The following is a 22,313-nucleotide window of genomic DNA, read 5'->3' on the forward strand; positions in this document are numbered from 1 at the left end:
ACTGCAGGGGGGACCCTGTGGGAGAGTAGGACGCCGCCGAACTCCTTTTCGGGAAAGCCCCGTGCCCTTGTGGCACGGGGCTTTTCTGCGTTCACCCCTCTTTGTGGTCAGGCGGGGGTGACCAGGTGGGTGTCGTAGGCCAGGATGACTGCCTGGACGCGGTCGCGGGATCCCGTTTTGGCGAGGATGCGAGTGACATGCGTCTTCACCGTTGATTCCGCGAGGTGGAGCCGTTCGGCGATCTCCGTATTGGTCCAGCCCTGGCCGATGACCGTGAGGATTTCCCTTTCCCGTTCGGTGAGGGGCGCGATGCGTACGTCCAGGGTGGCGGGGCCACCGGGAACGGTCGGCAGATGCTGTACATACGCGTCCAGAAGGCGGCGGGTAAGGCTGGGGGCGACCCACTGCGTCGCCGCTTGCCACAGCTCGGATACCGGAGAGGAGTTCCTCCGGCAGTGCGTCCTTGATGAGGAAGCCGCTGGCGCCGGCGCGGAGGCCGTCGTACGCGTACCGGTCGAGGTCGAACGTCGTGACGATGAGGACGCGGGTACGGGCGCCGGCCCTGATGATGCGCCGGGTGGCTTCGATGCCGTCCAGGAGTGGCATACGGATGTCCATGAGGGCCACGTCCGGTTGGTGCCGGGAGACGAGGCTCAGGGCCGCGTCCGTGCCGCGGATCTCCAGTTCGTCGGGGGCCTCGGCCGGGCCGGTGGTGATCTCGATACCGGGGCCGGTGAGAAGTTCGCGCAGGGTGTGGGCCTGCGGGGTGACGACCTTGACCGAGGCGTCTCCCGCAGTGGCCACGAAATCGGCGACCGTCGTGTCGGCGAGGAGCCGGCCCCGGCCGACGATGATCAGATGGTCGGCGGTGAGCGCCATCTCGCTCATCAGGTGCGAGGAGACGAGGACCGTACGGCCCTGCTGGGCAAGGGATCTGAGCAGGTTGCGGATCCACAGCACGCCCTCCGGATCGAGGCCGTTGACCGGCTCGTCCAGGATGAGGGTGGCCGGGTCGCCGAGCAGCGCGGCGGCGATGCCGAGGCGTTGGCCCATGCCGAGTGAGAAGCCCTTGATCCGCTTGTGGGCGACCGCGGTCAGGCCGGCCAGGTCCAGTACGTGCTCGACGCGGCTGCGCGGGATGCCGTGGGTGTGGGCGAGCGCCATGAGGTGGTTGAAGGCGGTCCGGCCGGGGTGGACGGAGCGGGCTTCCAGGAGCGCGCCGACCTCGGTGAGCGGTGCGCGGTGAGCGGCGTACGCCTGTCCGCCGATCGTCGAGCGGCCACGGGTCGGGGCGTCCAGGCCGAGCAGCATGCGCATCGTCGTCGACTTTCCGGCACCGTTCGGGCCGAGAAATCCGGTGACGGTGCCGGGCCGGACGGTGAAGTCGAGGTCCTGGACGACGGTGGTGTCTCCGTACCTCTTGCTGAGTTCGTATGCCCTGATCATGCGGTCGACGCTACGGAGGGGGTGCGCGGCGGGCGTCGGACCTGGGGCGGGATGTGGCGGTGCTGTAGTACCGGGGTACGACGCGGGACGGTTGGGGGGCCGTGAATGTTGTTTGCTCAGGTCGGGAGGGCGGGGCAGGATCAGCGGATGGAACATGTGATTCGAGCCGTACGCGCCGATGAATGGCCCCTGGTGAAGGAGCTGCGGCTGGCCGCATTGCAGGACCCGGCAGCACCGGTGGCCTTTCTGGAGACGTACGCGCAGGGCGTGGCCCAGCCCGATGCGTTCTGGCAGGACCGCGCGCTCGGTTCGTCCGAGGCCGGGAGCGGCGAAGCGCGGCAGTTCGTCGCCGTCGCGCCCGATGGGCGGTGGGACGGCAGCGTCACGGTGCTGATCGAGCGGTCGGACGCGAAGGTGCGGTTCGGGGAGGCGGTCGGCGTCCACCAGGCGCATGTGGTCGGCGTGTTCGTACGGCCCGAGGCGCGGAGTGTGGGCCTGGCCGAGGAGTTGTTCCGGGCCGCGACGGACTGGGCGTGGTCGCTGGAGGAGCCGCGGATCGAGCGGGTGCGGCTGTATGTGCACGAGGACAATGCGCGGGCTGCGGCGCTTTACCGGCGGATCGGGTTTGTGGCCACCGGGCAGTCGGTGCCTGTGCCGAGCGATCCGTCTGCTCGGGAGCTTGAGTACGCGGTGGGGCGGACGGTATAGGTGCGTAGCGCCGGGTTTGCCGGGACAGCCCTCAGCCGGGGCTTGTGAGGTTTTGGGGCCAGCGGGCGCGGGCCTGTTCCTGGGAGCGGAGGAGGGCCAGGGTCGGCAGGCCCAGGGTCTGGCCGGTCGACAGCAGCTCCGGGAGTCCGGGGAGGGGTGCCACCGCGGCGACGTCGTCGAGTACGAGCGTCATTGGTGGGTCGAGCCGACCGTCGGTTGACCGTGCGGCCAAGCGGCGGCCGTGCTCGACCACGTGCGAGGCGAGCGCCGTGAGCAGGGGCATTGCTCCGGGGCCCGAGCGGGGATCCTCGATCGGTTCACCCACCACATAGAGGGTGCCCCCCTCGCCGACAAATGATTCCAGCACGAGCGAGTCGGCCCGGTTCGGTGTGCAGGCCTCGCGGATGTGGACCGAGGAAAGCGCGGCGAAGGCCCGTACTGCCAACTCCTGTGCCATCTCGCGGCGTTCCGGATGGGCGGTGAGCGCGGATTCCAGCACGCCGGCGAGTCCGGAGGCTGCTTTGGGGTGGGTACGGAGCAGCCGCACCGGTTCGTGGGCACTGCCGCTGAGGGCCCAGCGGTGGACCTGGCGGAAGGGGCGGCCGTCGATGGCGGCGGCGTGCAGCCAGCATTTCAGGAGGGTTTCCGCGGTGTCGGCCGTCGTCGTGTCGATACGGGCCTGCGGTCGTACCGGGGCGAGAAGTGCGGTGGAGCGGGCGGCGGCCGTGTCGGCTTGTTCGCAGCCTGCCGTGGGGGACCAGTGGAGGCGGGCCGGGGTGTCGCAGAGATGGCCCGGGTCGTAGACGTGGACCGGGCCGAGCTTGGCGCGGGCGTCCTTCGTCTCGGCCCAGACGGTGGGGTCGGAGGTGACGACGAGCGCGGGCCCGTCGGCCTCCTGGACCGCTTGGAGGACGGTGGGGCGGCGGGTGGCGGCCGGTCCGTAGACGACGAGGGGGGCGCGGGGGGAGAGGAGCGTGGGAAGGGCGGTCCGGGACGGTGCGTGCTCCAGGGAAACGGGTGCGGGAACGGGAACGGGTGTGGGCACGCGTGCGGGGTCCGGGGTATGGACCGCCGCTTGCGGCTCCGGCTCCGGCTCAGGCTTCGGCTCGGTCTGCGGTGGGGTCTGGGGCTCAGGACGGGGCTCCTGCTGCTGGGACCGTACGGGCCCGTCCTCGTTCCCGTACCGTTCGCTCCGCTGCTGTGCCCGTACCATCCGCCAGCGGGTCACCACCCCTATGACGAAGACTGTCAGCACCAGCAGCACCATCAGTTCGCCTATGAACAGGCCCCAGAACAGCCCGTACCCGGAGAGCTCGCCCGCCGGGGTGTTCGGCCAGGCGGCCGGGAGGTCGTGCGGTGTGGTGGCGAGTTGTCGCATCGCCAGGGGGGTCTCGGCGAGGGTGACCCCCGTCGGCCAGGCGCCGTGCGTGAACAGTCCGGCCAGGCCGGTGGCCGTCCACGCCAGCAGCGTCAGCCCGAGCAGAAAGGCCAGCAGGCCGACCAGCAGGCCGTCCGGGATGCCTCCGCCGCCTCCGCTGCCGCTGGTTCGTACCTCGCCGCGCCCCGCCATGTCATGCCACCGTTGACTCGGACGACTCGTTCAGTCGTTGTTCGTGTTCGATCCGCGCCGCGCGCTGCTCCGCCTCCAGCTCGGCGGCGCGTACGTCCTCCGGGAGGAGTTCGGCCGCGGAGGACTCGGTCATCGCCCGGTCGGTGAAGACCAGGGGGCGCTCCGCCTCGGTGATCAGGTGTTTGACCACCTGGACGTTGCCGTTGACGTCCCAGACCGCGATGCCGGGGGTGAGGGTCGGGATGATCTCGACCGCCCATCGGGGCAGGCCGAGCACGCGTCCTGTCGCTCTGGCCTCGTCGGCCTTCTGGGCGTAGATCGTGCGGGTCGAGGCCATCTTGAGGATCGCCGCGGCCTCGCGGGCCGCCGCTCCGTCGACGACGTCGCTCAGGTGGTGGACGACGGCCACGAACGACAGACCCAGCCGTCGCCCGAACTTCAGCAGGCGCTGGAAGAGCTGGGCCACAAAGGGCGAGTTGATGATGTGCCAGGCTTCCTCGACCAGGAAGATGCGTTTCTTCCGGTCGGGCCTGATCCAGGTGTGTTCCAGCCAGACGCCGACGATCGCCATCAGGATCGGCATCGCGATCGAGTTCCGGTCGATGTGCGAGAGGTCGAAGACGATCAGCGGGGCGTCGAGGTCGATGCCGGCGCTTGTCGGTCCGTCGAACATGCCACGCAGGTCACCGTCGACCAGGCGGTCCAGGACGAGGGCGACGTCGAGGCCCCAGTTGCGTACGTCATCTATGTCGACGTTCATCGCCTCTGCGGACTCGGGCTCCGGGTGGCGCAGCTGGTCGACGATGTCGGTCAGCACCGGCTGACGGTCGGTGATCGTCTCGTTGACGTATGCGTGGGCCACCTTCAGCGCGAAGCCGGACCGCTCGTCCAGGCCATGCCCCATGGCGACCTCGATGATCGTGCGGAGCAGGGCGAGCTGGCCGGTCGTGGTGATCGAGGGGTCGAGCGGGTTGAGCCGGATGCCGCCGTTGAGTGCGGAGGTCGGGTCGAGGCGGATCGGGGTGAGGCCGAGCTCCTGGGCGATGAGGTTCCATTCGCCGACGCCGTCCTCGCCCTGGGCGTCCAGGACGACGACCTGGCGGTCGCGGAAGCGCAGCTGGCGGAGCACGTATGTCTTCTCCAGCGCGGACTTGCCGTTGCCGGACTCGCCGAGCACCAGCCAGTGCGGGGCGGGCAGCTGCTGTCCGTAGAGCTGGAAGGGGTCGTAGATGTAGCCCTTGCCGGAGTACACCTCACGGCCGATGATCACGCCGGAGTCGCCGAGGCCGGGGGCCGCGGTGGGCAGATAGACGGCCTGGGCCTGTCCGGTCGACGTACGGACGGGCAGCCTTGTCGTCTCCACCTTCCCGAAGAGGAAGGCGGTGAAGGCGTCCGACAGTGCGGACAGCGGATCTCGCATGGCGTGACCGACCTCCCTCTCGATTCTCTCGGTTGTTTGCGGTTAGTACTGCGACCGCGTATTAGCGACGGATGCCGGTGGCGAACGGCAGGGTGTTCACGAAGGCGCGGTGATGCTCGCGGTCACACCACTCCAGCTTGAGATACGACTTTCCGGCCGAGGCCCGGATCGTCCGCTTGTCGCGGGCGAGGGATTCGGGTGAACGCGAAGACACGGTGATGTACCCCACCAGGTTCACTCCGGCCGCGCCGCTCGCGAGATCTTCACCCCGCTGGTCGAGCCGGCCGTGCGCGGCGATGTCGCGCGGGTCGACAGTGCGGTTCATCTTGGCCTGACGGCTGGCTTCCGCTTCGTCGTTGGTCTTCTCGGTGAGCATCCGCTCGATGGCGATCTCGGTGGGTTCGAGGTCCATGCAGACCGCGACCGTACGGATCACATCGGGTGTGTGGACGAGGAGCGGAGCCAGGAAGTTGACGCCGACAGGTGTCATCGGCCATTCCTTCACCCAGGCCGTGGAGTGGCACCAGGGCGCGCGGGTGGCCGATTCGCGGGTCTTGGCCTGGAGGAACGTCGGCTCGACCGCGTCCAGTTCGGCCGGCCAGGCGTTGCGCTTGGTCATGGCCTGGATGTGGTCGATGGGGTGGTCGGGGTCGTACATGGAGTGCACGAGGGAGGCGAGCCGGCTCTGGCCGAGCGGCTGGCGCACTCGGATGTCGGCCTCGGCGAGGCGGGCGCAGATGTCGGTGAGTTCGCGCGCCATGACGACGGCGAGGCCCGCGTCCCGGTCCAGCTTGCGGCCGGCCGCGGGGTGGGCGGCGCGGGCCATGGCATTGGCCTCGGCTGCCAGCTCACGGGTGTAGTGCATGCAGGCCACGAGGTAGGCGCGGTGCTGCTCGCTGGAGGTGGAGACCATGGACTGCAGTTGGTCGTACGATTCCTGCAGCCAGCCCGGGGACGTCTTGTCGCCGCGCTGGGCGACGTCCTTGGCGTGAGCGTCCGGGTCGGCGGGCAGGGTGCGGGCCAGCATCTGAATGCGGGTCACGAAGCCGTCGCCGTTGGCAACATGCTTCAGCAGCGTGCCGAACCGGTCGACGAGCGCTTCCTGGTCCTCGCTGTCGCGCAGTCCGACGCCGGGGCCCTCGATCTCGATCGCGGCGGTTACGGTGCGGCGGTCGGCGTGCAGGAGTACGGCGATCTCGTCCGGGCCGAAGGGGGCGGCGAGCCAGTTGATCCGGCCGATGCCGGGGGGCGGCCCGATCTCGACCTCGAGCCCGTCGGCGCCGACGCCCGCCTCCATGGCGGCGGAGCGGTAGGTCGTACCGCGGCGCAGGGTGCGTTTGTAGCTGCGGTTGATTTCGAACCACTTGTAGAAGGTGCGGTGCTTGTACGGGAGGTACACGATCGCGAGGGCGAGGAGGGGGAAGCCCGCGAGCAGCACGATCCGCGGGGCCAGGTACGGGACGAGCAGCCCGCTCATCATGCCGAAGAACGCACCGGCGATGATCAGCGCGATCTCGCCGGTCTCGCGGTTCTTGCCGACGATCGCGTTCGGCCGGGCCCGGCCGATGAGATACGTACGGCGGGGCGCGATCGTGTGGGACTGAGTCGTCAACGCCCTCCACCTCCTGTGCTGTTGTTACCTGAACTGCCTGATCCGCCGCCTCGGGGGGCGCGGCTGCCGTGCGGGGTGCCGGAGGTCGGCGCCGATCCGCTGCGAGGCTGGGGTGCGGCGGGGGCGGATCCGCCGCCGGCTCCGCTTCCGCCGCCGGAGTTGCGGGAGCTGTGCGCGGCGACACCGCCGCTGATCGGGTTGGCGGGCCTGGCCCCACCGCTGCCGCTGTCGCCGCCGTTCTGGCCGCCACGGCCGCTGTGGGTCTTGATGCCCTGGGAGACGAGAGCGGCAGGGGAACTGATCAGGGCGGCGGCCTGGGAGCCGTCGGTGGCCTGCTTGCGGTTGGTGCGGGCGCTCTGGATCTCGTCGCCGAAGCCGGGGACGAACCGGTAGATCATCGCGGAGGCGAAGATCGCGAGCAGGATGATGGCGAGGCCGGACACGACGGAGGAGAACGCGTTCGGCCCGTCGTCCCCGGAGAGCGCGCCGGCCAGCCCCAGCACGATGACGATGACCGGCTTCACCATGATCACCGCGATCATGATGCCTGCCCAGCGGCGTACGTGGCCCCACATGTTCTTGTCGACGAGCCCCGCGTAGACGACGGTGCCGAGGAGGGCGCCGACGTATAGGAGGGCGGCGCGGATGAAGAGCTCCAGGTAGAGGATGCCCGCGGCGAGGATCGAGACGAGCGAGACGACGATCAGCATGATCGGTCCGCCGCCGATGTCGGAGCCCTTCTTCAGCGCTTCGGAAAACGACCCGAAGAAGACGTCCGTCTGCCCGCCCGAGGAGGAGGCGATGATTTCGGTGACGCCGTCGGTCGCGGAGACGACCGTGTAGAGGATCAGCGGAGTGAACGCCGAGGCGAGGACCGTCAGCCACAGGAAGCCGATGGCCTCGGAGATCGCGGTGGTCAGCGGCACGCCGCGGATCGCACGCTTGGCCACGGCGAGCAGCCACAGGACGAGCGTCAGGACGGTGGAGGCGGCGAAGACGATCGCGTACTGCTGGAGGAATTTGGTGTTCGTGAAGTCGACGGTGGCGGTGCTCTCCACGGCCTCGCTGAGCTTGCCGACGATCCATGCGGCGGCGTCGGCGCAGCCGCGGGCGAGGGAGGAGAGGGGGTCCAGGGAGTTGTCGAGGGTGGTGGAGGTGTCGGTTCTGGAGGCGCCTGCGTCGCCGTTTTCGCAGTAGTCCTTGGCGAGCCCGACGATGAGGTCGCACGCGTCGTCACTCTCGCTGGGAGACGGCGTGGGCGTCGGTGAGGGGGCCGCAGCGGCTTGCGAGGCCAGCAGGACCACCGTGGCAGGCAGGCTGCTCACGACTGTTACAAGGGAGCGCGCACGTGGGCGGCGGCTATCGGGCATAGGTGAAGCCTCCGTATCCCTCAACCGCACCGGCGATCTCGTCCGCAGTTGATGCCCTGTTGTCGCCGTTGACCGGCGTGGGGCCTTCCGTCTGGCTCGACGACTCGACCTTCCAGTCGCCCCCTACCCACTTGAGCTTTTCCGAGATGGTGAACCATGTGGCGGTGACAGGCTTGGTGGAGCCCTGTCCGGCCATTCCTACGAGACCCGTGCACCAGACCTCAACGGTGGCTGTGTCGCCGCTCTGTTCGACCACCTTCGTGCCGACTGGGACGGTCCGAGAAACGAAGGTCAGGCCACTGGGAGTGGTGCCGTCCTCGTTGAGGCCGACGTTCTCCAGGAAAGCCGGTGAGTAGGCCTTCGTCATGGCAGCCAGCAAGCCTTCCACGACGGCCGGGTCGTGGGTGGCCTGAATGATGCTCCGACGCGTGTCCGCGTTGAACATGCCGGCAGACCCAAGCGCCACCGCAAAGTTGGACGCCGCGCTCTGCGCCCCCTGCTCGTCATGGGCGAACCCCGACGCGATGGTGCCGTTCTTCCCCGTCACCGGCTTCGTCCCCGTGGCCGCCGTGGACGACGAATCCGGCTTGCTCCCCGCCTTCCCCGAGCTGTGGTTGCTGTCTCCGCCACCTCCGCCCATGTTCGCGAGCGCGATAGCCGCGAACAGGAGGACGACCACGCCGACCACCATGACGAGGGAGCGGGAGTTGCGGGCGGGGCGGCGGGGGGTGTTGTAGCCGTCGCCGCCCTCGCCGTCGGGGAAGCGGGTACGGGTCTGGCGCGTACCGCCGATGGTGCTGTACCCATCGTCCGTACGACCCGAGCCGCTGCCGTAGCCCTTCTCGTCGCCGAGACTCATGCCGCGTACGCCCCCTCAGCCGTTTTCTGAACCGGGTAGTACGACGGTAGCCGTGCGGGTTTCCGCATGGGCGCGGTGTGGTGACTCGACATCAGGGACGCAACCTCTGCCGGTGGGGCACGACGGACGGATGGTGTGGGGGTGGGCGGTACTGCCCCTGGCGTGGGATGACAGCCGGTCAGACGGCCATTCCGTAGACGATGGTGAACAGAGTTCCCAGCGATCCGATGATGAACACACCGGTCAGACCGGCGACGATCAGTCCCTTGCCCTGTTCCGCGCTGAACGTGTCGCGCAGTGCAGTGGCGCCGATGCGCTGCTTTGCCGCGCCCCACACCGCGATGCCGAGACAGAGGAGGATGGCGATGGCCATCACGACCTCGATCATTACGCGGGCCTCGTTGCCCAAGGTCCCGAACGGGCCCCAGTTTGGGGCGATTCCGCCGATGATGGTGGTGATGTCGCCCTTTTCAGCTGCCAGGATCATGTAAGTCACCGCCCCTGTTGGGTAGTTCATCGCCCCTGTCACACGACACGGGTCGCTCTCTATCTTCGCTGATGAAACCGCTTTTGTACGACGGCTTGACGGCTCTCTTTATCCGAATCTCGCACGTTTGACCGGTTCGGCGGCGCTGACCTGCGGATCGAATCAATGTATGACCGAATATGTATGGTTACTCTGTGTATCACGGAGGGTGACCCCGGGCAATGACTGTCATTCCGCCACCCTGGCCGAGACCTTTGCACAGGGCTGGTCAGCGCAGTGGCTGGTCAGAGCAGGGGGTGGCGGGGGACGGGTGGGCGGGGTGGTGTGGTCCAGGTCGGCGGCGGCCGGAAATCGCACCAGGTGCCGTCGAAGGGAAACGTTCCGGCCTCGGCAAGCTGTGCGACCGAGGCGCCCTCGCTTCGGATGGCTGACGCCTCGTCGGCCGACCAGTAGGCCGGGTCGCCGGTCTTCTCGGCGAAGGACCGCTCGTCCTTCCATTGCCAGCTCCGGTCCGGCGCCACATTGATGTCGAGCTCGTGGTCGGTGATGTCGATGTCGTCGCCGTGGTGGACTCGGCGCTCCAGGTTTACGTACCAGCCACGGAACTTCCGTCTGCGGCCGAAGAGCCAGAGAACGGAGTGCGCGGCACCGGTCGGCTGGTAGAAGAGCGCGCTGCCCATCGGCCAACGGTCGGCGACCACTGGGTATCCGCCGGCCGGGCGCTCGTGCGGGGCGATGTCCCGTAGATGCGCCCCGCGCGGAAGCTTTGTACGCCACATCGGTGTGCCGGTCTCCATCCACACCAGTTGGCCCCTGTCGGTGCGTTCGACGAGACGTACGGGCACCGAGGCGCTGAGATGGCCGCCGATGAAGAAGTTCCAGCGGAGTATCCGGCCCGGCTCGTGGTTCATGCCGTTGACCATGCCCGCAGTGGCGCGGTCGGACACGTGCTCGGGCATGTGGTTGGACACGCCGAGGCGGGCCGGTCTCCGTCAGGTCTGGGTGGCCGCGTCCTCGCCGGCGAGTTCGGTGAAGTGGTCGAACTCGCCGGCGATGACGCCCTTGGTGAAGGCGTCCCATTTCGCCTGGGTGGTCGTGACGATATTGGTGGGGTCGCCGGTCTCGCGAAGGTGGACGAGTTCGTCCGGGCCGAAGGCGATCTCGATCCAGGGGCCGGGACCCTCCTCGCCTTCGGGGGCGGCGCGGATCCAGGTGAGGTCGGTGGGGATGTCAGCCATGGGCGCGGTTCTCCTTGAGGGTGCGTACGAGGGCTGCCCAGGCGGCGGGCGTGGTGCGGAGTATCGCTCCGGTGAGGTCGCTGCTCTCGGTGAGGCTGACTGTGCCGGGGGCGGTTGCGGCTACGTGTAAGCAGGCCTCGCCCTGTGCGCAGTAGGACGATTTCTGCCAGGCGGGAGCGGGTATTTTGGGGACGTCAGTCACGGGCACGGTTCGCGGTTCTCTTTGAGGGTGCTCACCAGGGCTGCCCAGGCGGCGGGTGTAGTGCGGAGTATCGCTCCGGTGGGGTCGCTGCTTTCGGTGAGTCTGACTGTTCCCCGGTTCGCGATGACGTGCACGCAGGATTCCCCTTCTCCGCAGTACGACGACTTCTGCCATGAGGTTGTGGGCATCTTGCCTCCCTTCACAGGTCTCGGAGAATCGTATGGATGAGGTTCCGTGACTCTGCTGCGCCCTGGGCGAGAGCCTCGAGCCGAGCAAAGACTTGACGGTACTTGTGGAGCTGGGCTTCGGCGTCCAGCAGCACGATGCCGTGGGACTGGTCCAGTTGGACGGTGTCGAGCTGAGGCACGGGTCCATGGACGTAATACGCGGGCTGACCTGCCCCGGGGTATGCGCCTGCCTCGAAGGGAAGCACGTGGATCGTGACGTGGTCGGCCTCGCTCATCGTGACCAAGTGCTGAAGCTGTCTCCTGGCGATGCTGCGCCCTCCGAACCTCATGTGCAGAGCTGCCTCATGGATGACCGCATGATAAGGGGTCGGGTTTGACTGGAAAATGACGGCCTGTCGCTTTATGCGGAACGACAGCCGGTGCTCGACCTCGGGCGGCGTGAGTTCAGGGACAACCTGCCGGAATACCTCGCGTGCATGGTCTGTCGTCTGCAGCAGACCGGGAAGGCCGGAGGTGTGGGAGGTGTGTAGAGCCGTGCCGTGGTGTTCCAGCTCTGCCAGGTCCAGCAGTCCGGCCGACAAGATGTCCCGGTATTCCTCCCACCAGCCGCGTCTTCGCTCTCCGGTCATGGAGGCCAGAGCCTCGACCAAATCCAGGTCCGGGCATTGGTAGTTGCAGGCCAGGGTTCGGACCCTGTCGGCGCTCACTCCATAACGCCCGGCTTCGATGTTGCTGATGCGGGCCTGGTTGCCGCCAAGGAGTGCTGCGGCCTCGGTCGCAGTCATGCCCGCACGCTCCCGGAGCTTGCGGAGTTCGGACCCGAGTCGCTGTCGGCGAGCCGTCGGTGTGGAGTTGGCTGGCATCAGTCTCTCTCCGGCTTGGTCACCCACACGAGGGTATCTGTAATGCATTCCATGGATTCCATGGAATGCATTACATGAGCTGCTCTAGCGTTTGACTCAGGCCACCCGCCCGGAAGTACCCCGCTCGACGGAGCGGCCTCGTCACCGGGCAACCCGAAGCGCATCCTTCAACTTCTTTCCGTGAACGGAGACTTCCATGGTCAGTTCCACGGTATCCCCGCCCTGGACGTACACCCTCCAACTCCCGCAGGATCCCCGCGCCCCAGGCGTGGCCCGAGCCACCCTCCGCACCATCCTGCGCGTCCACGGCATGCTCGAACTCACCGAGAACGCCGAACTCTTGGCGAGCGAGCTCGTCACCAACGCCTACTTGCACTCCTCGGGGCCGTACTCCCTGCGCCTGCGCGACGCCGGGCGCAGCCGTATCCGGCTGAGCGTCTGGGACACCAACCCGCATATCCCCGCCCCCTTCCGATGGAGCACCGAGGCCCCGGAGGAGCTCGCCGAACGAGGGCGGGGCCTCTACCTCGTCACCCTCTACGCGGAGAGCTGGGGCGCCTACCCCATGCGGAGCGGGCTGCCGGGGCAGGGCGGGAAGCTGCTCTGGGTGGAGTGCGCGTGGAAACCGGAGTGTCAGTGAGGTGGTCTATCGTAACTGTGCGTAAGGGGGCTGCTGGCTTACTGACCGATGGGGGCGTGATGTCCGAAGCGTATGAGTACCTCCGGCAGTACGGTGGGACCACCGCAGAGCGTGAGACGGGCCCTCCCCCGAACGCGTTCTCCGCAGGTACGTCACCCGCTTCGCTGAGACAGAGGCGGCGACCCATGTCTGTTCCGCCGTTGCGTCCACGTCCGGGGAATCTGCGCGAGATCGCTGGGCAGATCGAAGAAGCGACAGGTCTGCGCGTGCAGGTCTTGGGAGGGAAACTCGTGATGTCCCCGACTCCGCGCGGAAAGCGCACGGGTGTGATCTACCGCCTTGAGCAGACGATCCGCCCGGTGCTGCCGGCCACTCTGGTGGCGGCCGAAGCGGTGTCGATCGAGATGCCTGACGACTCCGACGACTATGTCACCCCTGATCTCACTGTGTGCTCAGCGGAGTTCCTGGAGTCCGACGACTGGCTCATCGACCCGAGAGACGTCGAACTCGCCGTCGAGGTCATTTCTCAGTCGGAGAAGGCCCGGGACATCAGCCAGAAGAACGACTGGTATGCCGTTGCCGGGGTCGCGGTGCTGCTGGTCGTCGATCCCCGGCACGGCACGTGGGCTCTGCATACACGGCCTGAGGGCGGGGCGTATCAGGAGAGGGCGGAGGGCAAGTACGGCGAAGAGATCCCGCTGCCAGGACCGGTCGGTCTCGTCGTGGCCACGGATTCGTTCCCACAGTACGGGGCCGTCGGATAGCCGGCCGAACGGGTACCGGCCGGATCGAACCTTCCCCGTCAGCGCACGAATAGGTCTCGCAAGGCCCTCAGTTCCGACTCCTCGATTCCGTGCGCGAGGAGATAGGCGGGGATCGAGCCATGGTGACTGCGGATCCAGACCATGGCTCGCAGGAGGTGGGTGGCGGCGACAGGGCGCGTGCCGTGTCCTCTCGTGGACGAGGTCGCGGGCCCGGTCAGGCCCAGCTCGGCGTTGGAGCGCAGGAAATCCGCAGTGACCTCCTCCTCGGACGCCCCCAGCAGCGTCTGAAGGACAGACACGACGACACCGGTTCGGTCCTTTCCCGAGGCGCAGTGAACCAGCACCGGCGGACCGCCGGGGGAGAGAAGGCGGCGGATGACACCGACGACGGAACGCCCCGCATGCTCAGCCATGAAAGGGTAGAGCTCCCGCTGGTCGTCCGGCCATCTCTGCTCGACGAACACCGGAACGTGTACATGCTCGAAGCCGACACCGTGGCGCACGTCCGGCCGGTCCGCCACCTCGGGGACACTGCGCAGGTCCACGACCGTGCGTACCCCCAGACGCGTCAGCGCCTGCGCGCCCTTGGGCAGCAGTTCATTCAGCGCACCGGACCGGTACAGCACGCCACGGCGTACAGGCCCCACGCCGCCTGCATCCCGGAAGTTCCTCACACCCGGAACACTGATCGGCGCCAGACCCGCCCCCACCTCATCAACGATCACGCCAACACACTACGGACCTGCCCACCCTTTGCCGGCACACCCCCAACTCGGTCCGGCACAACCGCCGCAACGCCCCTTACCCCACACCTCGCACCTCACGCCTCAGCCAGCGTCGAGGGTCCTCTGCCGCCAAATGGTCAAGGGCCCAGGAAGCGACCACCAGGCGGCCGGGCCCTTCCGGTCACCGCATTAGCCTTGTCGTATGGTGCGGAGCGAGGCGGAGGACGTGGCCGGGTACCTGGCCGAGGTGCCCGAGGAGCGCCGGGACGCCCTGTCGAGGTTGCGGCAGCTGTGCCGGGCGGAGCTGGCCGGGTTCGACGAGGTCATGGCGTACGGGATGCCCGCGTACGAGCGGGACGGCACCGTGGAGATCGCGTTCGCCTCCCAGAAGCGGTACATCTCCTTCTACCTGATGCGCAGCGACGTGCGCGAGGCGTTCGCGGAGCGGCTGGCCGGCCAGGACATGGGAAAGGGCTGTCTGCGCTTCCGCAAGGCGGAAGTGGTCGACTACGAGCTGGTGCGGGATCTGCTCCGGGCCACGGCGGCGGGTCCTGGCTCGGTCTGCTGAGCGGGGGCTGCCGTTCCGGTGCCTTCTCTGGTTCGTGTGTGACATAAGCATGCGAGCGGGAGAGTTGGCGGCCCCAAGATGCATATCGGAGAGCCCGGCACTCCTGCGATCGCGGGAAATGCGCGGGCAGTGGGCACGGCGGTCGAGCAGGAACGGGCGCCATGAGAACCTCCGCCTTCACGCCTGTGCCCGCAGGCACTGAGCAGAACCCCGCCGGCTCGAGGGTCTTCCTCCGTTCCACACTCGCGACCTGGGGACGTACTGCTGCGCCCATGGGGCCGGGAAGCCACCGATCTGGGGGATGTCGGACGGTCTGGTCGATGCCGCTGCGGCCCTGCTGATCGCTCGCTGAAATCCCCGTCGGAGGGATCCGGCCGACGGGCTCGGAGCTGCACGGTGGCAGCCCGTTCGGGTGAACCACACAGCCTGGTGTGCCGGGCCAGTGGGGGCGTTACGCCTTGACACCAGTGCGGACGCGGCGTGTCGCCCGCACGGGATTTGGCACAGTGCCGCTCCACGATCAAGGACGGAGCGAGGTGGCCGGAGTGGCAGTTGTGGGACAGCCGGGGGGCCGTCAGAGGCTGAGCGACCTGGCGGGCGAGGCGGGCGGCGACGGCAGGGACGTACTGAAACACAGCAGCGGGGTCTGGACGCGGGCCGCCGGGGGCGCGGAGGGCATGGTTACGCACCTCGGGCCGGTGAAGTCGGAACTGGAAGCCGCGCACGAAGGCCTCCGCGCGGGGACTGTTGGTCTGACCGCGTTGGCGGAGCTGGAGTCCGTGCGGAACTCGTGGGAGCGACGGTTCGAGGCGGCGCGGAGGGAGTGCGCGGCCCTGGCCGGGAAGTTGAGGGCGGCCGCCCGGGCCCAGGGCGAGACGGACGAGACCGTGAAGGCGTCGTTCGCGCAGGTGGCAGCGGGCGGCGAGCGATGACCCTGACATGGGCGCAGTTACGGGACCTGAAGTGCGGTGAGCTGGAGGGCGCGGCCGACGGGTGGGGCAGGGCGAGCAACCGCGCCGACGCGGGCAGGGACCGCATCGAGACTCAGCTCCTGACCGGATTGCGCGGCACGCAGCGGGGCGAGGCGGCGGACGCGGCGGTCAGGCGGCTGCAGCAGATGAGCCGGAACCTGCAGTACGTATACACGGAGTGCGGATTGCTCCGTACGACGCTGAACAGCCTGGCTCATGAACTTCGTGCCCAGCAACGGGTGTTGCGGGAGGCGTTGGACGATGCGGAGTCCCTGAAGTTCACCGTGCACGCGGATGGCTCGGTGACGTACCCGGCGGCGGGCGAGGGCCTGATCGACGGAAAGCCGCTGCCGGGCGGGAAAGCGTCGGTGGGTGCGGCGCCCGGCCTCCTGCCGCCCTCGGGCCTGGTCGCGCCCAACCCGAACGCGGCGAAGGCGCAGGACATCGCGGACCGGGTGGCGAAGGCCGTGCGGACGGCGGCCGAGATCGACTGGCGGTACGCCCGCATCCTGCGCGAGTTGAAGGCCGAGGAGGGCCTGAAGGTTCCCGACGCCACGTGGACCGACGCGGCGGGCGACGCGGCCGCGGTACGGGACGCGGCACGTGGCTACCTGAAAGACGGCATCCCCCGCGATGCCTCACCGGCCGAGCGGAAGGCCTGGTGGGCCGGCCTGACGGACGAACAGCGCGAGGAGTACCTGGCGGTGTACCCGGACCAGATCGGCAACTTGGACGGCATTCCGGCTGTGGTGAGGGACGCGGCGAACCGGGACAACCTGCAGCTGTTGATGGGGAAGCTGGAGGGGCGGGACGACTCGAAGTCGGAGACGCAGTTGGCCGGATTGCGGGAGATCGACCGGCAGCTGCGGGAGGGCCGGCAGCCTCCGATGTTTCTGCTCGGCATCGGGGATGAGGGGAATGGGCGGGCGATTGTCTCGTTCGGGAATCCGGATACGGCACGGAATGTGTCGGCGTATGTGCCGGGGCTGAGTACTGCGCTAGACGAAGACTTCGCGAAGAACGACCTCAAGCGGGCTCGGGATACGGCTATCGGAACTCAAGTGCATGACTCGTCGAGTGCGGCGATTGTCTGGCTGGGATACGACGCACCGCAAACGCCCATCGATGACCCGCTGGGGTCCTTTGCCGTAATGGGTGACGAGAGGGCTGAGAGAGGAGGCTTGGCCTACAGCAGTTTCATGGGAGGCCTCAAAGCGACGAATGAGAATGAGAACCCGCATCTGACCGCTATCGGACACTCCTATGGTTCGCGCACCGTTGGTGCTGCTGCGCAGCAAAGCGGCGGGATCCCGGGAGTTGGCGACATCATCCTGGTTGGTAGCCCGGGGGTGGGTGTCGAGCGCGCAGAGGACCTCGGGGTTGGGAGGAATCACGTCTTCGTCGGGGCCGCTGAGCACGATGTCGTGACCAAACTTCCATCAAAGCAACAGGCTGCCACCGGACTTGTAGGGCTAATTGCTGCTGGGCCGGCAGCTGCCTACATCGCAGGGGATGTCACCGACCAGGGGGACGATGACCTCTGGTTCGGCAAGGACCCAGCGAGCGCGGCGTTCGGTGCGAGACGCTTCCCTGTGGATGAAGGCCCGCGTCTTCTTGGCGACCAGGGAATTTCATTCGACGCGCACCGTCAATACTTCGATCCAGACAGGGATACTTCATCGGCTAACAGTATTGCCCTGATTGCAGCAGGTAAATCCGAAAGGCTCAGGGCTGAGGAGCATCGATGAGGTTCCGGTTTCGAACGTTGATCGCGGCACTTCTCTTCTGTGTGTCACTCGCTGGATGCGTGAATGATGGAAAGAGGGCTGGCATGGATATGCAGGGGGCGGCAGATCACGCAGACGGCATCATGGATGCGACGTTAAGGGGTATTAAGCCGGAGGTGCAATGGGCTCATGGGCCCACAACCACGGGAAGCTGTGCTGTGACACGTAGGCGCACGGTGATGACCGTTGTGTCCGCAGCGCGCCGGGGTAACTTTTTGGGAATGGTGGAACGCATCTGGCGGAACCGTGACTACAGGATCAAGGGTGTCAACAACGATGTAGATTCTCCTGCCATCTATGCCCAGACAAGAGATGGATTCGGCGTCACTCTGATCATCGGGGGCAAGGGCCAAGCCTTCTTCGAGGTAGACAGCCCCTGCGTAAACGAGTCAGAGGTCGCCGAATCCACCACCCCACCGAACGGCCCCGCCTACGAAGGCATCTACCCCCTTCCCCGCCCCAACGTCCGCTCCAGCTTCTGGTCTGCCGGAGGTCCCTGACGTCACGTCATCAACTCCAACGCCCCATATCGGGCCAGTCGGTGGGGTAAGGGACAGGCTGGCCACCTAGGCCTTTGAGTCCTGCATTGGGCCCTGGGGCCCATGCAGCGCCCAGTGTTGGTGTGGTCGCATACAGAGACCGGGGGATCTGTCGCTGCGCCCACTCACCAAGCTGGGAGACTCGTTGTGTCTGGCATACGAGAATTAGCGGTTCCGGGTGGCGCCAGCATGAGCGCTGCCGAGGCCCGTCCGGGCAGACAGTCGTTGCCGCGCCCTCTGCAAGCGGTCCTGATTCTCGTCCGATTGCTCTTCGTCGTCACTGTATTGGGTGCGATCGACGCACTGGTCGTGGCCTCGTCAGTCGATGCGGTGGACGGTCACCTTCTGGGCATGGTGCTGTACGCCGCACTGCCCGGCATCACCGGATTCGTGCTGTCGTTGTACATGCGGACCGGCGGCGTCTGGATCTGGCGCGGGCTCCTCGCCGTGCACGCCTGGCTCACCCTCGGCGCCCTGGCGGTACTTGGTGAGGACACCGGCGGTCAAGGGCTGGCGCAACTGGTGGTGCCGGTTCTTGTCGTCGTCCTGCTGTTCCGGTCCGGATCGCGCGATTGGTTCGGGCTCAGTCCTGAACAGCGCGCCGAGCACCGGTCGTTCAGCCTCGCGCGGCTGATCAAGTGGCGTCGGGACACCGGTCAGACCGCGATGGAGTACCTGGGCATGATCCTCGTGGTCGTGGCCCTCATCGGCGGGCTCGTGGCGACGGGAATCGGCGGGCAGTTGACCGGGGAGATCCGGAACGCGATCTGCCAACTGACCGGAAGCGCCTGCCCGGCACCCGATGTCGACGCGATCGCGGGCAAGGGCCCAGATACGGGTAACGGCGGCGGCACCACGACCGGGGGCGGGTCCGATTCCGCCGGCGGTGCGGGCTCCGAGGGCGCGACCGTGACCGGGGGTACGGGGGCCAGCGGCTCCGGCGCATCCGGAGGGTCCACCGCATCTGGCGGCTCGGACTCCGGCGGCTCGGATTCCGGTGGCTCGGATTCCGGTGGCTCCGCCTCGTCCGGCGGCTCCGGTGGATCCGGTGGCACAGGCGGCTCCGGTGGCACAGGCGGTTCCGGCGGCTCCGACACCTCCGGCAGTTCCGGCGGCTCGGCCAGCGGCGATTCTTCTACGCAGGTTGACGCGGGTAGACAGGACTCGGACACCAACTCTTCCCACCCCTCGGACGGCAACTTCCTCACCGGCGTCGTCGGCGACGACGGCCTGTGGGGCGACGTCAGTGGTGTCGTCGAGACGGTCACCCACCCCCTCGACACCGCCAAGGACATCGCCGATCAGTACGCCCAGTCCGCACGCGGCGCGAGCGACAAGTGGAACAAGGGGAAGTACGTTGCCGCCACCTGGGACCTGACCAAGGCGGCCGGCGGGGGCGGCGGCGCAGTTGCCGGGCTGCCCGGCTCCGGTTCGCGTGTCGAGGCGGCGGTACGGGACGCCGAGCGCGCATACCTGAACGACCGTATCCCGCGCGATGCGACCGCGGCCCAGCGCAGGGACTGGTGGAACGGGCTGACGCAGCAACAGCGCGATCAGTACCTGGAGCTGTCCCCGGACCAGATCGGCAATCTCGACGGCATCCCGGTGGCCGACAGGGACGCGGCCAACAGGAAGAACCTCCCGGAGCTGATCTCGAAGCTGGAGGGGAAGACCGACTCCAAGTCGAAGGAGCAGCTGGCGGGGTTGAAGGAGATCGACCGACAGCTGAAGGAGGGGAGCCAGCCGCCGATGTACCTGATCGGCATCAGCGACGAGGGGAACGGCCGGGCCATCGTCTCCTACGGGAACCCCGACACCTCGAAGAACGTCTCGGCCTATGTTCCGGGGCTGAACACCTCCCTCGACGAGGATTTCGCGAAGAACGACCTCAAGCGTGCGCGTGACACGGCGATCGGAGCCCAGGGTTACGACGAGTCCACCGCGTCGATCGTCTGGCTCGGGTACGACGCACCGCAGACGCCGGACGGGCTGCACAGCCTGGCGGTCGCGGGCACCGGCCGGGCGGAGAAGGGCGGCGCGGCCTACAGCGACTTCATGGGTGGCATCGCGGCCACCAATCAGAACAAGGACCCGCACATCACGGCCATCGGGCACTCCTACGGTTCACGCACCCTGGGCGCCGCGACGCAGCGCGACGGCGGTATTCCGGGAGTGGACGACATCATCCTGCTCGGCAGTCCGGGCGTGGGCGTGGACCGCGCCGTGGACCTCGGCGTCGGCAGCGGGCACGTCTTCGTCGGTGCCGCGGCCAATGACCCGGTGACCAAGCTCCCGTCCAAGACACAGACCGTCGTGGGTGCGATCGGGATGATTCTGGGAGGGCCCGCCGGTGCATACCTCGCCGGAGACCTGGCCGACCCGGGCGACGACGATCTCTGGTTCGGCAAGGACCCGGCGAGCAAGGCCTTCGGGGCCAGGCGCTTCCCGGTGGCCCCCGGCCAGCCCGTGATCAGTACCGGCGGTGTGAGCTTCGACGCGCACTCCAACTACTTCGATCCGGTACGAGACGCTATGTCGGCAGACAGCATCGCTCTGATCGTGTCGGGACACTCCGACAGGCTCAAGATGGAGGAACAGCGATGAAGCGAAGGTTCCAGATCGTTGCGGTGGCCCTGGCTTTCGGCTTCGCACTGTCCGGCTGCGGCAACGACAGCGGGCAATCGAGTGGCAGCGAGAGCGCCAGGACCGCCAAGAGCAGCAAGAACACCAAGGAGAGCGGCATGAACATGCAGGAGGCCGCCGAACGCTCCGACGGCATGCTCGACGCCGTGCTGAAGGAGATCGACCCCGAGGTGCAGTGGGCGCACGGCCCGACGACGACGGGCAGTTGCGATGTGACGCGCAGGCGCACCGTGATGACCATCGTGTCGGCGGAGCGCCGGCAGGGCTTCCTGGACCAGGTCGAGAAGTTCTGGCGCGAGAGCGATTACCGCATCAAGGCGAAGAACGACGACAAGGTGTTCCCGGCGGTCTACGCACAGACGAAGGACGGCTTCGGCATCAGTGTGAGCTTCCGGGGCAAGGGGCAGGCGTTCTTCGAAGCCGACAGCCCCTGCGTGAAGGAGTCGAAGGTCGCCGACCCCACCTCCAAGCCGAACGGGCCTGCCTACGAAGGGGTCTACCCCCTCCCGCGGCCCAACGTGCGCTCCGACTACTGGTCGACCGGAGCATCCTGATGGCTGGTCAGTGCGCCAAAGTATCCGGTCAGTGCGCCAAAGTGGCCGGTCAACGACCCTGATGACCCGGATGATTCGTACACACCCGCGAAACCGGTCATGAACCCGGCCTTGATGGGGGATGGTTGAGGGGTGCGTAAATTCTGGGTGGTTGGTGGCATCGGGATCGGCATGGCCATGAGCTTCGTGGCGCTGCTGGTCGTCGGTACGTACTCCGCGGCTGCCGGACTCGTCGGGTCCGGCGGCCGCGGAGCCGTCGGGCTGGCGAAGGGTGCCGTGCCGGCGAAGTACCAGCCCCTGGTGGAGAAGTGGGGCAACCTCTGCCCCGCCATCAACCCGGCCCTGCTGGCCGCCCAGCTGTACCAGGAGAGCGGGTGGAATCCCCGGGCCCAGAGTCCCGCCGCCGCTCAGGGCATCGCCCAGTTCATACCGGGCACCTGGGCCTCACACGGGATCGACGGAGACAAGGACGGGGACCGGGACGTATGGGATCCGGCCGATGCGATTCCGTCCGCCGCGTCGTACGACTGCGAACTGGCCGGGTATGTGAAGAAGGTGCCGGGAGATCCGACGGACAACATGCTGGCCGCGTACAACGCCGGTGCGTACCGGGTGATCCAGTCGGGCGGGGTTCCGAACATCGCGGAGACGCAGAACTACGTCACCATCATCCGGTCCCTGGAGAAGAGCTTCGCCCGGCCCGTCGGACGGGTGCAGCCCTCGCAGCAGGCGGCCGGGGCGATCTACTTCGCGCAGAAGAAGCTCGGTACGAAGTACCTGTGGGGCGGCACCGGCACGGCCGCGCAGGGCGGGCGGTTCGACTGTTCGGGGCTGACCCAGGCCGCGTACCGCACCGTGGACATCGAACTGCCCCGGGTGGCGAACGATCAGTACAACGCCGGACCGCACCCTTCGCGGGACGAGCTGCTCCCCGGTGACCTGGTGTTCTTTTCGGACGATCTGAGCAACTCGCGGGCCATCCGCCACGTGGGGCTGTACGTCGGGGGCGGGTACATGATCAACGCTCCGTACACCGGGGCCGTGATCCGGTTCGACAAGATCGACACGCCCGACTACTTCGGAGCGACGCGCGTGACCAAGGACGGGGCCGCGGCCCTTCCGACCGACCTCCCGGCGGGATGACGCAGGGACGGCGGTG

Annotated in this window: 22 protein-coding genes and 2 pseudogenes; 10 read left to right on the forward strand and 14 right to left on the reverse strand. The window is 67.7% G+C overall.

Annotation, left to right across the window (positions count from 1 at the left end):
- Positions 1-107: 107 nt before the first annotated feature.
- Both ACH4EW_RS17640 and ACH4EW_RS17645 read right to left on the reverse strand, forming a co-directional pair.
- Positions 108-660: pseudogene (locus ACH4EW_RS17640) on the reverse strand (LuxR C-terminal-related transcriptional regulator); the annotation flags it as partial.
- A pseudogene (locus ACH4EW_RS17645) lies at positions 658-1,446 on the reverse strand (ATP-binding cassette domain-containing protein); the annotation flags it as partial. The pseudogenes ACH4EW_RS17645 and ACH4EW_RS17640, both read right to left, overlap by 3 nt.
- A gap of 147 nt (positions 1,447-1,593) precedes the next feature.
- Between ACH4EW_RS17645 and ACH4EW_RS17650 the strand changes: the two are divergent.
- The gene (locus ACH4EW_RS17650) at positions 1,594-2,154 is read left to right on the forward strand and encodes a GNAT family N-acetyltransferase (protein ID WP_398257691.1); all 561 of its coding nucleotides are present in this window, start codon (positions 1,594-1,596) and stop codon (positions 2,152-2,154) included.
- A gap of 31 nt (positions 2,155-2,185) precedes the next feature.
- Here ACH4EW_RS17650 and ACH4EW_RS17655 read toward each other — a convergent pair whose 3' ends face one another.
- The 11 genes from ACH4EW_RS17655 to ACH4EW_RS17705 form a co-directional block, all read right to left on the reverse strand.
- Positions 2,186-3,724, reverse strand: coding sequence for a type IV secretory system conjugative DNA transfer family protein (locus ACH4EW_RS17655; RefSeq protein WP_398257694.1), 1,539 nt, complete (start codon positions 3,722-3,724; stop codon positions 2,186-2,188).
- Between the two features lies 1 nt (position 3,725).
- Complete coding sequence (locus ACH4EW_RS17660; protein ID WP_398257697.1) at positions 3,726-5,144, reverse strand: ATP-binding protein; 1,419 nt, start codon at positions 5,142-5,144, stop codon at positions 3,726-3,728.
- Between the two features lie 61 nt (positions 5,145-5,205).
- Entirely contained in the window at positions 5,206-6,756 is a 1,551-nt protein-coding gene (locus ACH4EW_RS17665) for an SCO6880 family protein (RefSeq protein ID WP_398257700.1), read from the reverse strand.
- A complete protein-coding gene (locus ACH4EW_RS17670; RefSeq protein WP_398257702.1) occupies positions 6,753-8,126 on the reverse strand; it encodes a hypothetical protein in 1,374 nt (457 codons plus the stop codon). The genes ACH4EW_RS17665 and ACH4EW_RS17670 overlap by 4 nt, the downstream gene beginning before the upstream one ends.
- Positions 8,116-8,985 carry a hypothetical protein gene (locus tag ACH4EW_RS17675; RefSeq protein ID WP_398257705.1) on the reverse strand — a complete coding sequence of 290 codons (870 nt, stop codon included), beginning with the start codon at positions 8,983-8,985 and terminating at the stop codon, positions 8,116-8,118. The genes ACH4EW_RS17670 and ACH4EW_RS17675 overlap by 11 nt, the downstream gene beginning before the upstream one ends.
- Before the next feature lie 178 nt (positions 8,986-9,163).
- Positions 9,164-9,472: a hypothetical protein gene (locus ACH4EW_RS17680; protein WP_018101695.1), complete on the reverse strand. Its 309-nt coding sequence runs from the start codon at positions 9,470-9,472 to the stop codon at positions 9,164-9,166.
- Positions 9,473-9,756: 284 nt separating this feature from the next.
- Positions 9,757-10,431, reverse strand: coding sequence for a DUF402 domain-containing protein (locus ACH4EW_RS17685; protein ID WP_398257707.1), 675 nt, complete (start codon positions 10,429-10,431; stop codon positions 9,757-9,759).
- Positions 10,432-10,464: 33 nt separating this feature from the next.
- Complete coding sequence (locus ACH4EW_RS17690; protein WP_398257710.1) at positions 10,465-10,710, reverse strand: DUF397 domain-containing protein; 246 nt, start codon at positions 10,708-10,710, stop codon at positions 10,465-10,467.
- Entirely contained in the window at positions 10,703-10,918 is a 216-nt protein-coding gene (locus ACH4EW_RS17695) for a DUF397 domain-containing protein (RefSeq protein ID WP_398257712.1), read from the reverse strand. Before ACH4EW_RS17695 ends, ACH4EW_RS17690 begins: the two co-directional genes overlap by 8 nt.
- Positions 10,909-11,100 carry a DUF397 domain-containing protein gene (locus ACH4EW_RS17700; protein WP_398257714.1) on the reverse strand — a complete coding sequence of 64 codons (192 nt, stop codon included), beginning with the start codon at positions 11,098-11,100 and terminating at the stop codon, positions 10,909-10,911. Before ACH4EW_RS17700 ends, ACH4EW_RS17695 begins: the two co-directional genes overlap by 10 nt.
- A gap of 11 nt (positions 11,101-11,111) precedes the next feature.
- Positions 11,112-11,963, reverse strand: a complete 852-nt coding sequence (locus ACH4EW_RS17705; protein WP_398257716.1) for a helix-turn-helix domain-containing protein — start codon at positions 11,961-11,963, stop codon at positions 11,112-11,114.
- 196 nt (positions 11,964-12,159) lie between these two features.
- On the opposite strand from ACH4EW_RS17705, the gene ACH4EW_RS17710 reads away from it, so the two are divergent.
- Together ACH4EW_RS17710 and ACH4EW_RS17715 are read left to right on the forward strand one after the other, a co-directional pair.
- Entirely contained in the window at positions 12,160-12,603 is a 444-nt protein-coding gene (locus ACH4EW_RS17710) for an ATP-binding protein (RefSeq protein WP_398257719.1), read from the forward strand.
- Between the two features lie 185 nt (positions 12,604-12,788).
- Positions 12,789-13,367 carry a Uma2 family endonuclease gene (locus ACH4EW_RS17715; protein ID WP_398257722.1) on the forward strand — a complete coding sequence of 193 codons (579 nt, stop codon included), beginning with the start codon at positions 12,789-12,791 and terminating at the stop codon, positions 13,365-13,367.
- Positions 13,368-13,405: 38 nt separating this feature from the next.
- Here ACH4EW_RS17715 and ACH4EW_RS17720 read toward each other — a convergent pair whose 3' ends face one another.
- Positions 13,406-14,092: a tyrosine-protein phosphatase gene (locus ACH4EW_RS17720; protein ID WP_398257725.1), complete on the reverse strand. Its 687-nt coding sequence runs from the start codon at positions 14,090-14,092 to the stop codon at positions 13,406-13,408.
- Between the two features lie 202 nt (positions 14,093-14,294).
- Here ACH4EW_RS17720 and ACH4EW_RS17725 point away from each other — a divergent pair, with 202 nt between their 5' ends.
- The 7 genes from ACH4EW_RS17725 (at position 14,295) to ACH4EW_RS17755 (ending at position 22,297) form a co-directional block, all read left to right on the forward strand.
- On the forward strand, positions 14,295-14,660 hold the full coding sequence (locus ACH4EW_RS17725; protein ID WP_398257728.1) for an iron chaperone: 366 nt from the start codon (positions 14,295-14,297) through the stop codon (positions 14,658-14,660).
- A 545-nt stretch (positions 14,661-15,205) separates the two neighbouring features.
- Complete coding sequence (locus ACH4EW_RS17730; RefSeq protein WP_398257731.1) at positions 15,206-15,592, forward strand: hypothetical protein; 387 nt, start codon at positions 15,206-15,208, stop codon at positions 15,590-15,592.
- Positions 15,589-17,379, forward strand: a complete 1,791-nt coding sequence (locus ACH4EW_RS17735; protein ID WP_398257734.1) for an alpha/beta hydrolase — start codon at positions 15,589-15,591, stop codon at positions 17,377-17,379. Before ACH4EW_RS17730 ends, ACH4EW_RS17735 begins: the two co-directional genes overlap by 4 nt.
- The gene (locus ACH4EW_RS17740) at positions 17,376-17,918 is read left to right on the forward strand and encodes a hypothetical protein (RefSeq protein ID WP_398257736.1); all 543 of its coding nucleotides are present in this window, start codon (positions 17,376-17,378) and stop codon (positions 17,916-17,918) included. The genes ACH4EW_RS17735 and ACH4EW_RS17740 overlap by 4 nt, the downstream gene beginning before the upstream one ends.
- Before the next feature lie 228 nt (positions 17,919-18,146).
- Complete coding sequence (locus ACH4EW_RS17745; RefSeq protein ID WP_398257739.1) at positions 18,147-20,561, forward strand: alpha/beta hydrolase; 2,415 nt, start codon at positions 18,147-18,149, stop codon at positions 20,559-20,561.
- The gene (locus ACH4EW_RS17750) at positions 20,558-21,154 is read left to right on the forward strand and encodes a hypothetical protein (RefSeq protein WP_398257742.1); all 597 of its coding nucleotides are present in this window, start codon (positions 20,558-20,560) and stop codon (positions 21,152-21,154) included. Before ACH4EW_RS17745 ends, ACH4EW_RS17750 begins: the two co-directional genes overlap by 4 nt.
- A gap of 147 nt (positions 21,155-21,301) precedes the next feature.
- Positions 21,302-22,297, forward strand: a complete 996-nt coding sequence (locus ACH4EW_RS17755) for an NlpC/P60 family protein (RefSeq protein ID WP_398258224.1) — start codon at positions 21,302-21,304, stop codon at positions 22,295-22,297.
- Positions 22,298-22,313 lie beyond the last annotated feature (16 nt).

Source organism: Streptomyces sp. NPDC018000 (assembly GCF_044328025.1).
In the GTDB taxonomy this organism is placed as follows: domain Bacteria; phylum Actinomycetota; class Actinomycetes; order Streptomycetales; family Streptomycetaceae; genus Streptomyces.

Bases quoted from the DNA above. Each gene is read 5' to 3' on its own strand.
- ACH4EW_RS17650 (WP_398257691.1), top strand. From the start codon at position 1,594: ATGGAACATGTGATTCGAGCCGTACGCGCCGATGAATGGCCCCTGGTG.
- ACH4EW_RS17655 (WP_398257694.1), bottom strand. From the start codon at position 3,724: ATGGCGGGGCGCGGCGAGGTACGAACCAGCGGCAGCGGAGGCGGCGGA.
- ACH4EW_RS17660 (WP_398257697.1), bottom strand. From the start codon at position 5,144: ATGCGAGATCCGCTGTCCGCACTGTCGGACGCCTTCACCGCCTTCCTC.
- ACH4EW_RS17670 (WP_398257702.1), bottom strand. From the start codon at position 8,126: ATGCCCGATAGCCGCCGCCCACGTGCGCGCTCCCTTGTAACAGTCGTG.
- ACH4EW_RS17675 (WP_398257705.1), bottom strand. From the start codon at position 8,985: ATGAGTCTCGGCGACGAGAAGGGCTACGGCAGCGGCTCGGGTCGTACG.
- ACH4EW_RS17680 (WP_018101695.1), bottom strand. From the start codon at position 9,472: ATGATCCTGGCAGCTGAAAAGGGCGACATCACCACCATCATCGGCGGA.
- ACH4EW_RS17685 (WP_398257707.1), bottom strand. From the start codon at position 10,431: ATGCCCGAGCACGTGTCCGACCGCGCCACTGCGGGCATGGTCAACGGC.
- ACH4EW_RS17690 (WP_398257710.1), bottom strand. From the start codon at position 10,710: ATGGCTGACATCCCCACCGACCTCACCTGGATCCGCGCCGCCCCCGAA.
- ACH4EW_RS17700 (WP_398257714.1), bottom strand. From the start codon at position 11,100: ATGCCCACAACCTCATGGCAGAAGTCGTCGTACTGCGGAGAAGGGGAA.
- ACH4EW_RS17705 (WP_398257716.1), bottom strand. From the start codon at position 11,963: ATGCCAGCCAACTCCACACCGACGGCTCGCCGACAGCGACTCGGGTCC.
- ACH4EW_RS17710 (WP_398257719.1), top strand. From the start codon at position 12,160: ATGGTCAGTTCCACGGTATCCCCGCCCTGGACGTACACCCTCCAACTC.
- ACH4EW_RS17715 (WP_398257722.1), top strand. From the start codon at position 12,789: ATGTCTGTTCCGCCGTTGCGTCCACGTCCGGGGAATCTGCGCGAGATC.
- ACH4EW_RS17725 (WP_398257728.1), top strand. From the start codon at position 14,295: ATGGTGCGGAGCGAGGCGGAGGACGTGGCCGGGTACCTGGCCGAGGTG.
- ACH4EW_RS17735 (WP_398257734.1), top strand. From the start codon at position 15,589: ATGACCCTGACATGGGCGCAGTTACGGGACCTGAAGTGCGGTGAGCTG.
- ACH4EW_RS17740 (WP_398257736.1), top strand. From the start codon at position 17,376: ATGAGGTTCCGGTTTCGAACGTTGATCGCGGCACTTCTCTTCTGTGTG.
- ACH4EW_RS17745 (WP_398257739.1), top strand. From the start codon at position 18,147: ATGAGCGCTGCCGAGGCCCGTCCGGGCAGACAGTCGTTGCCGCGCCCT.
- ACH4EW_RS17750 (WP_398257742.1), top strand. From the start codon at position 20,558: ATGAAGCGAAGGTTCCAGATCGTTGCGGTGGCCCTGGCTTTCGGCTTC.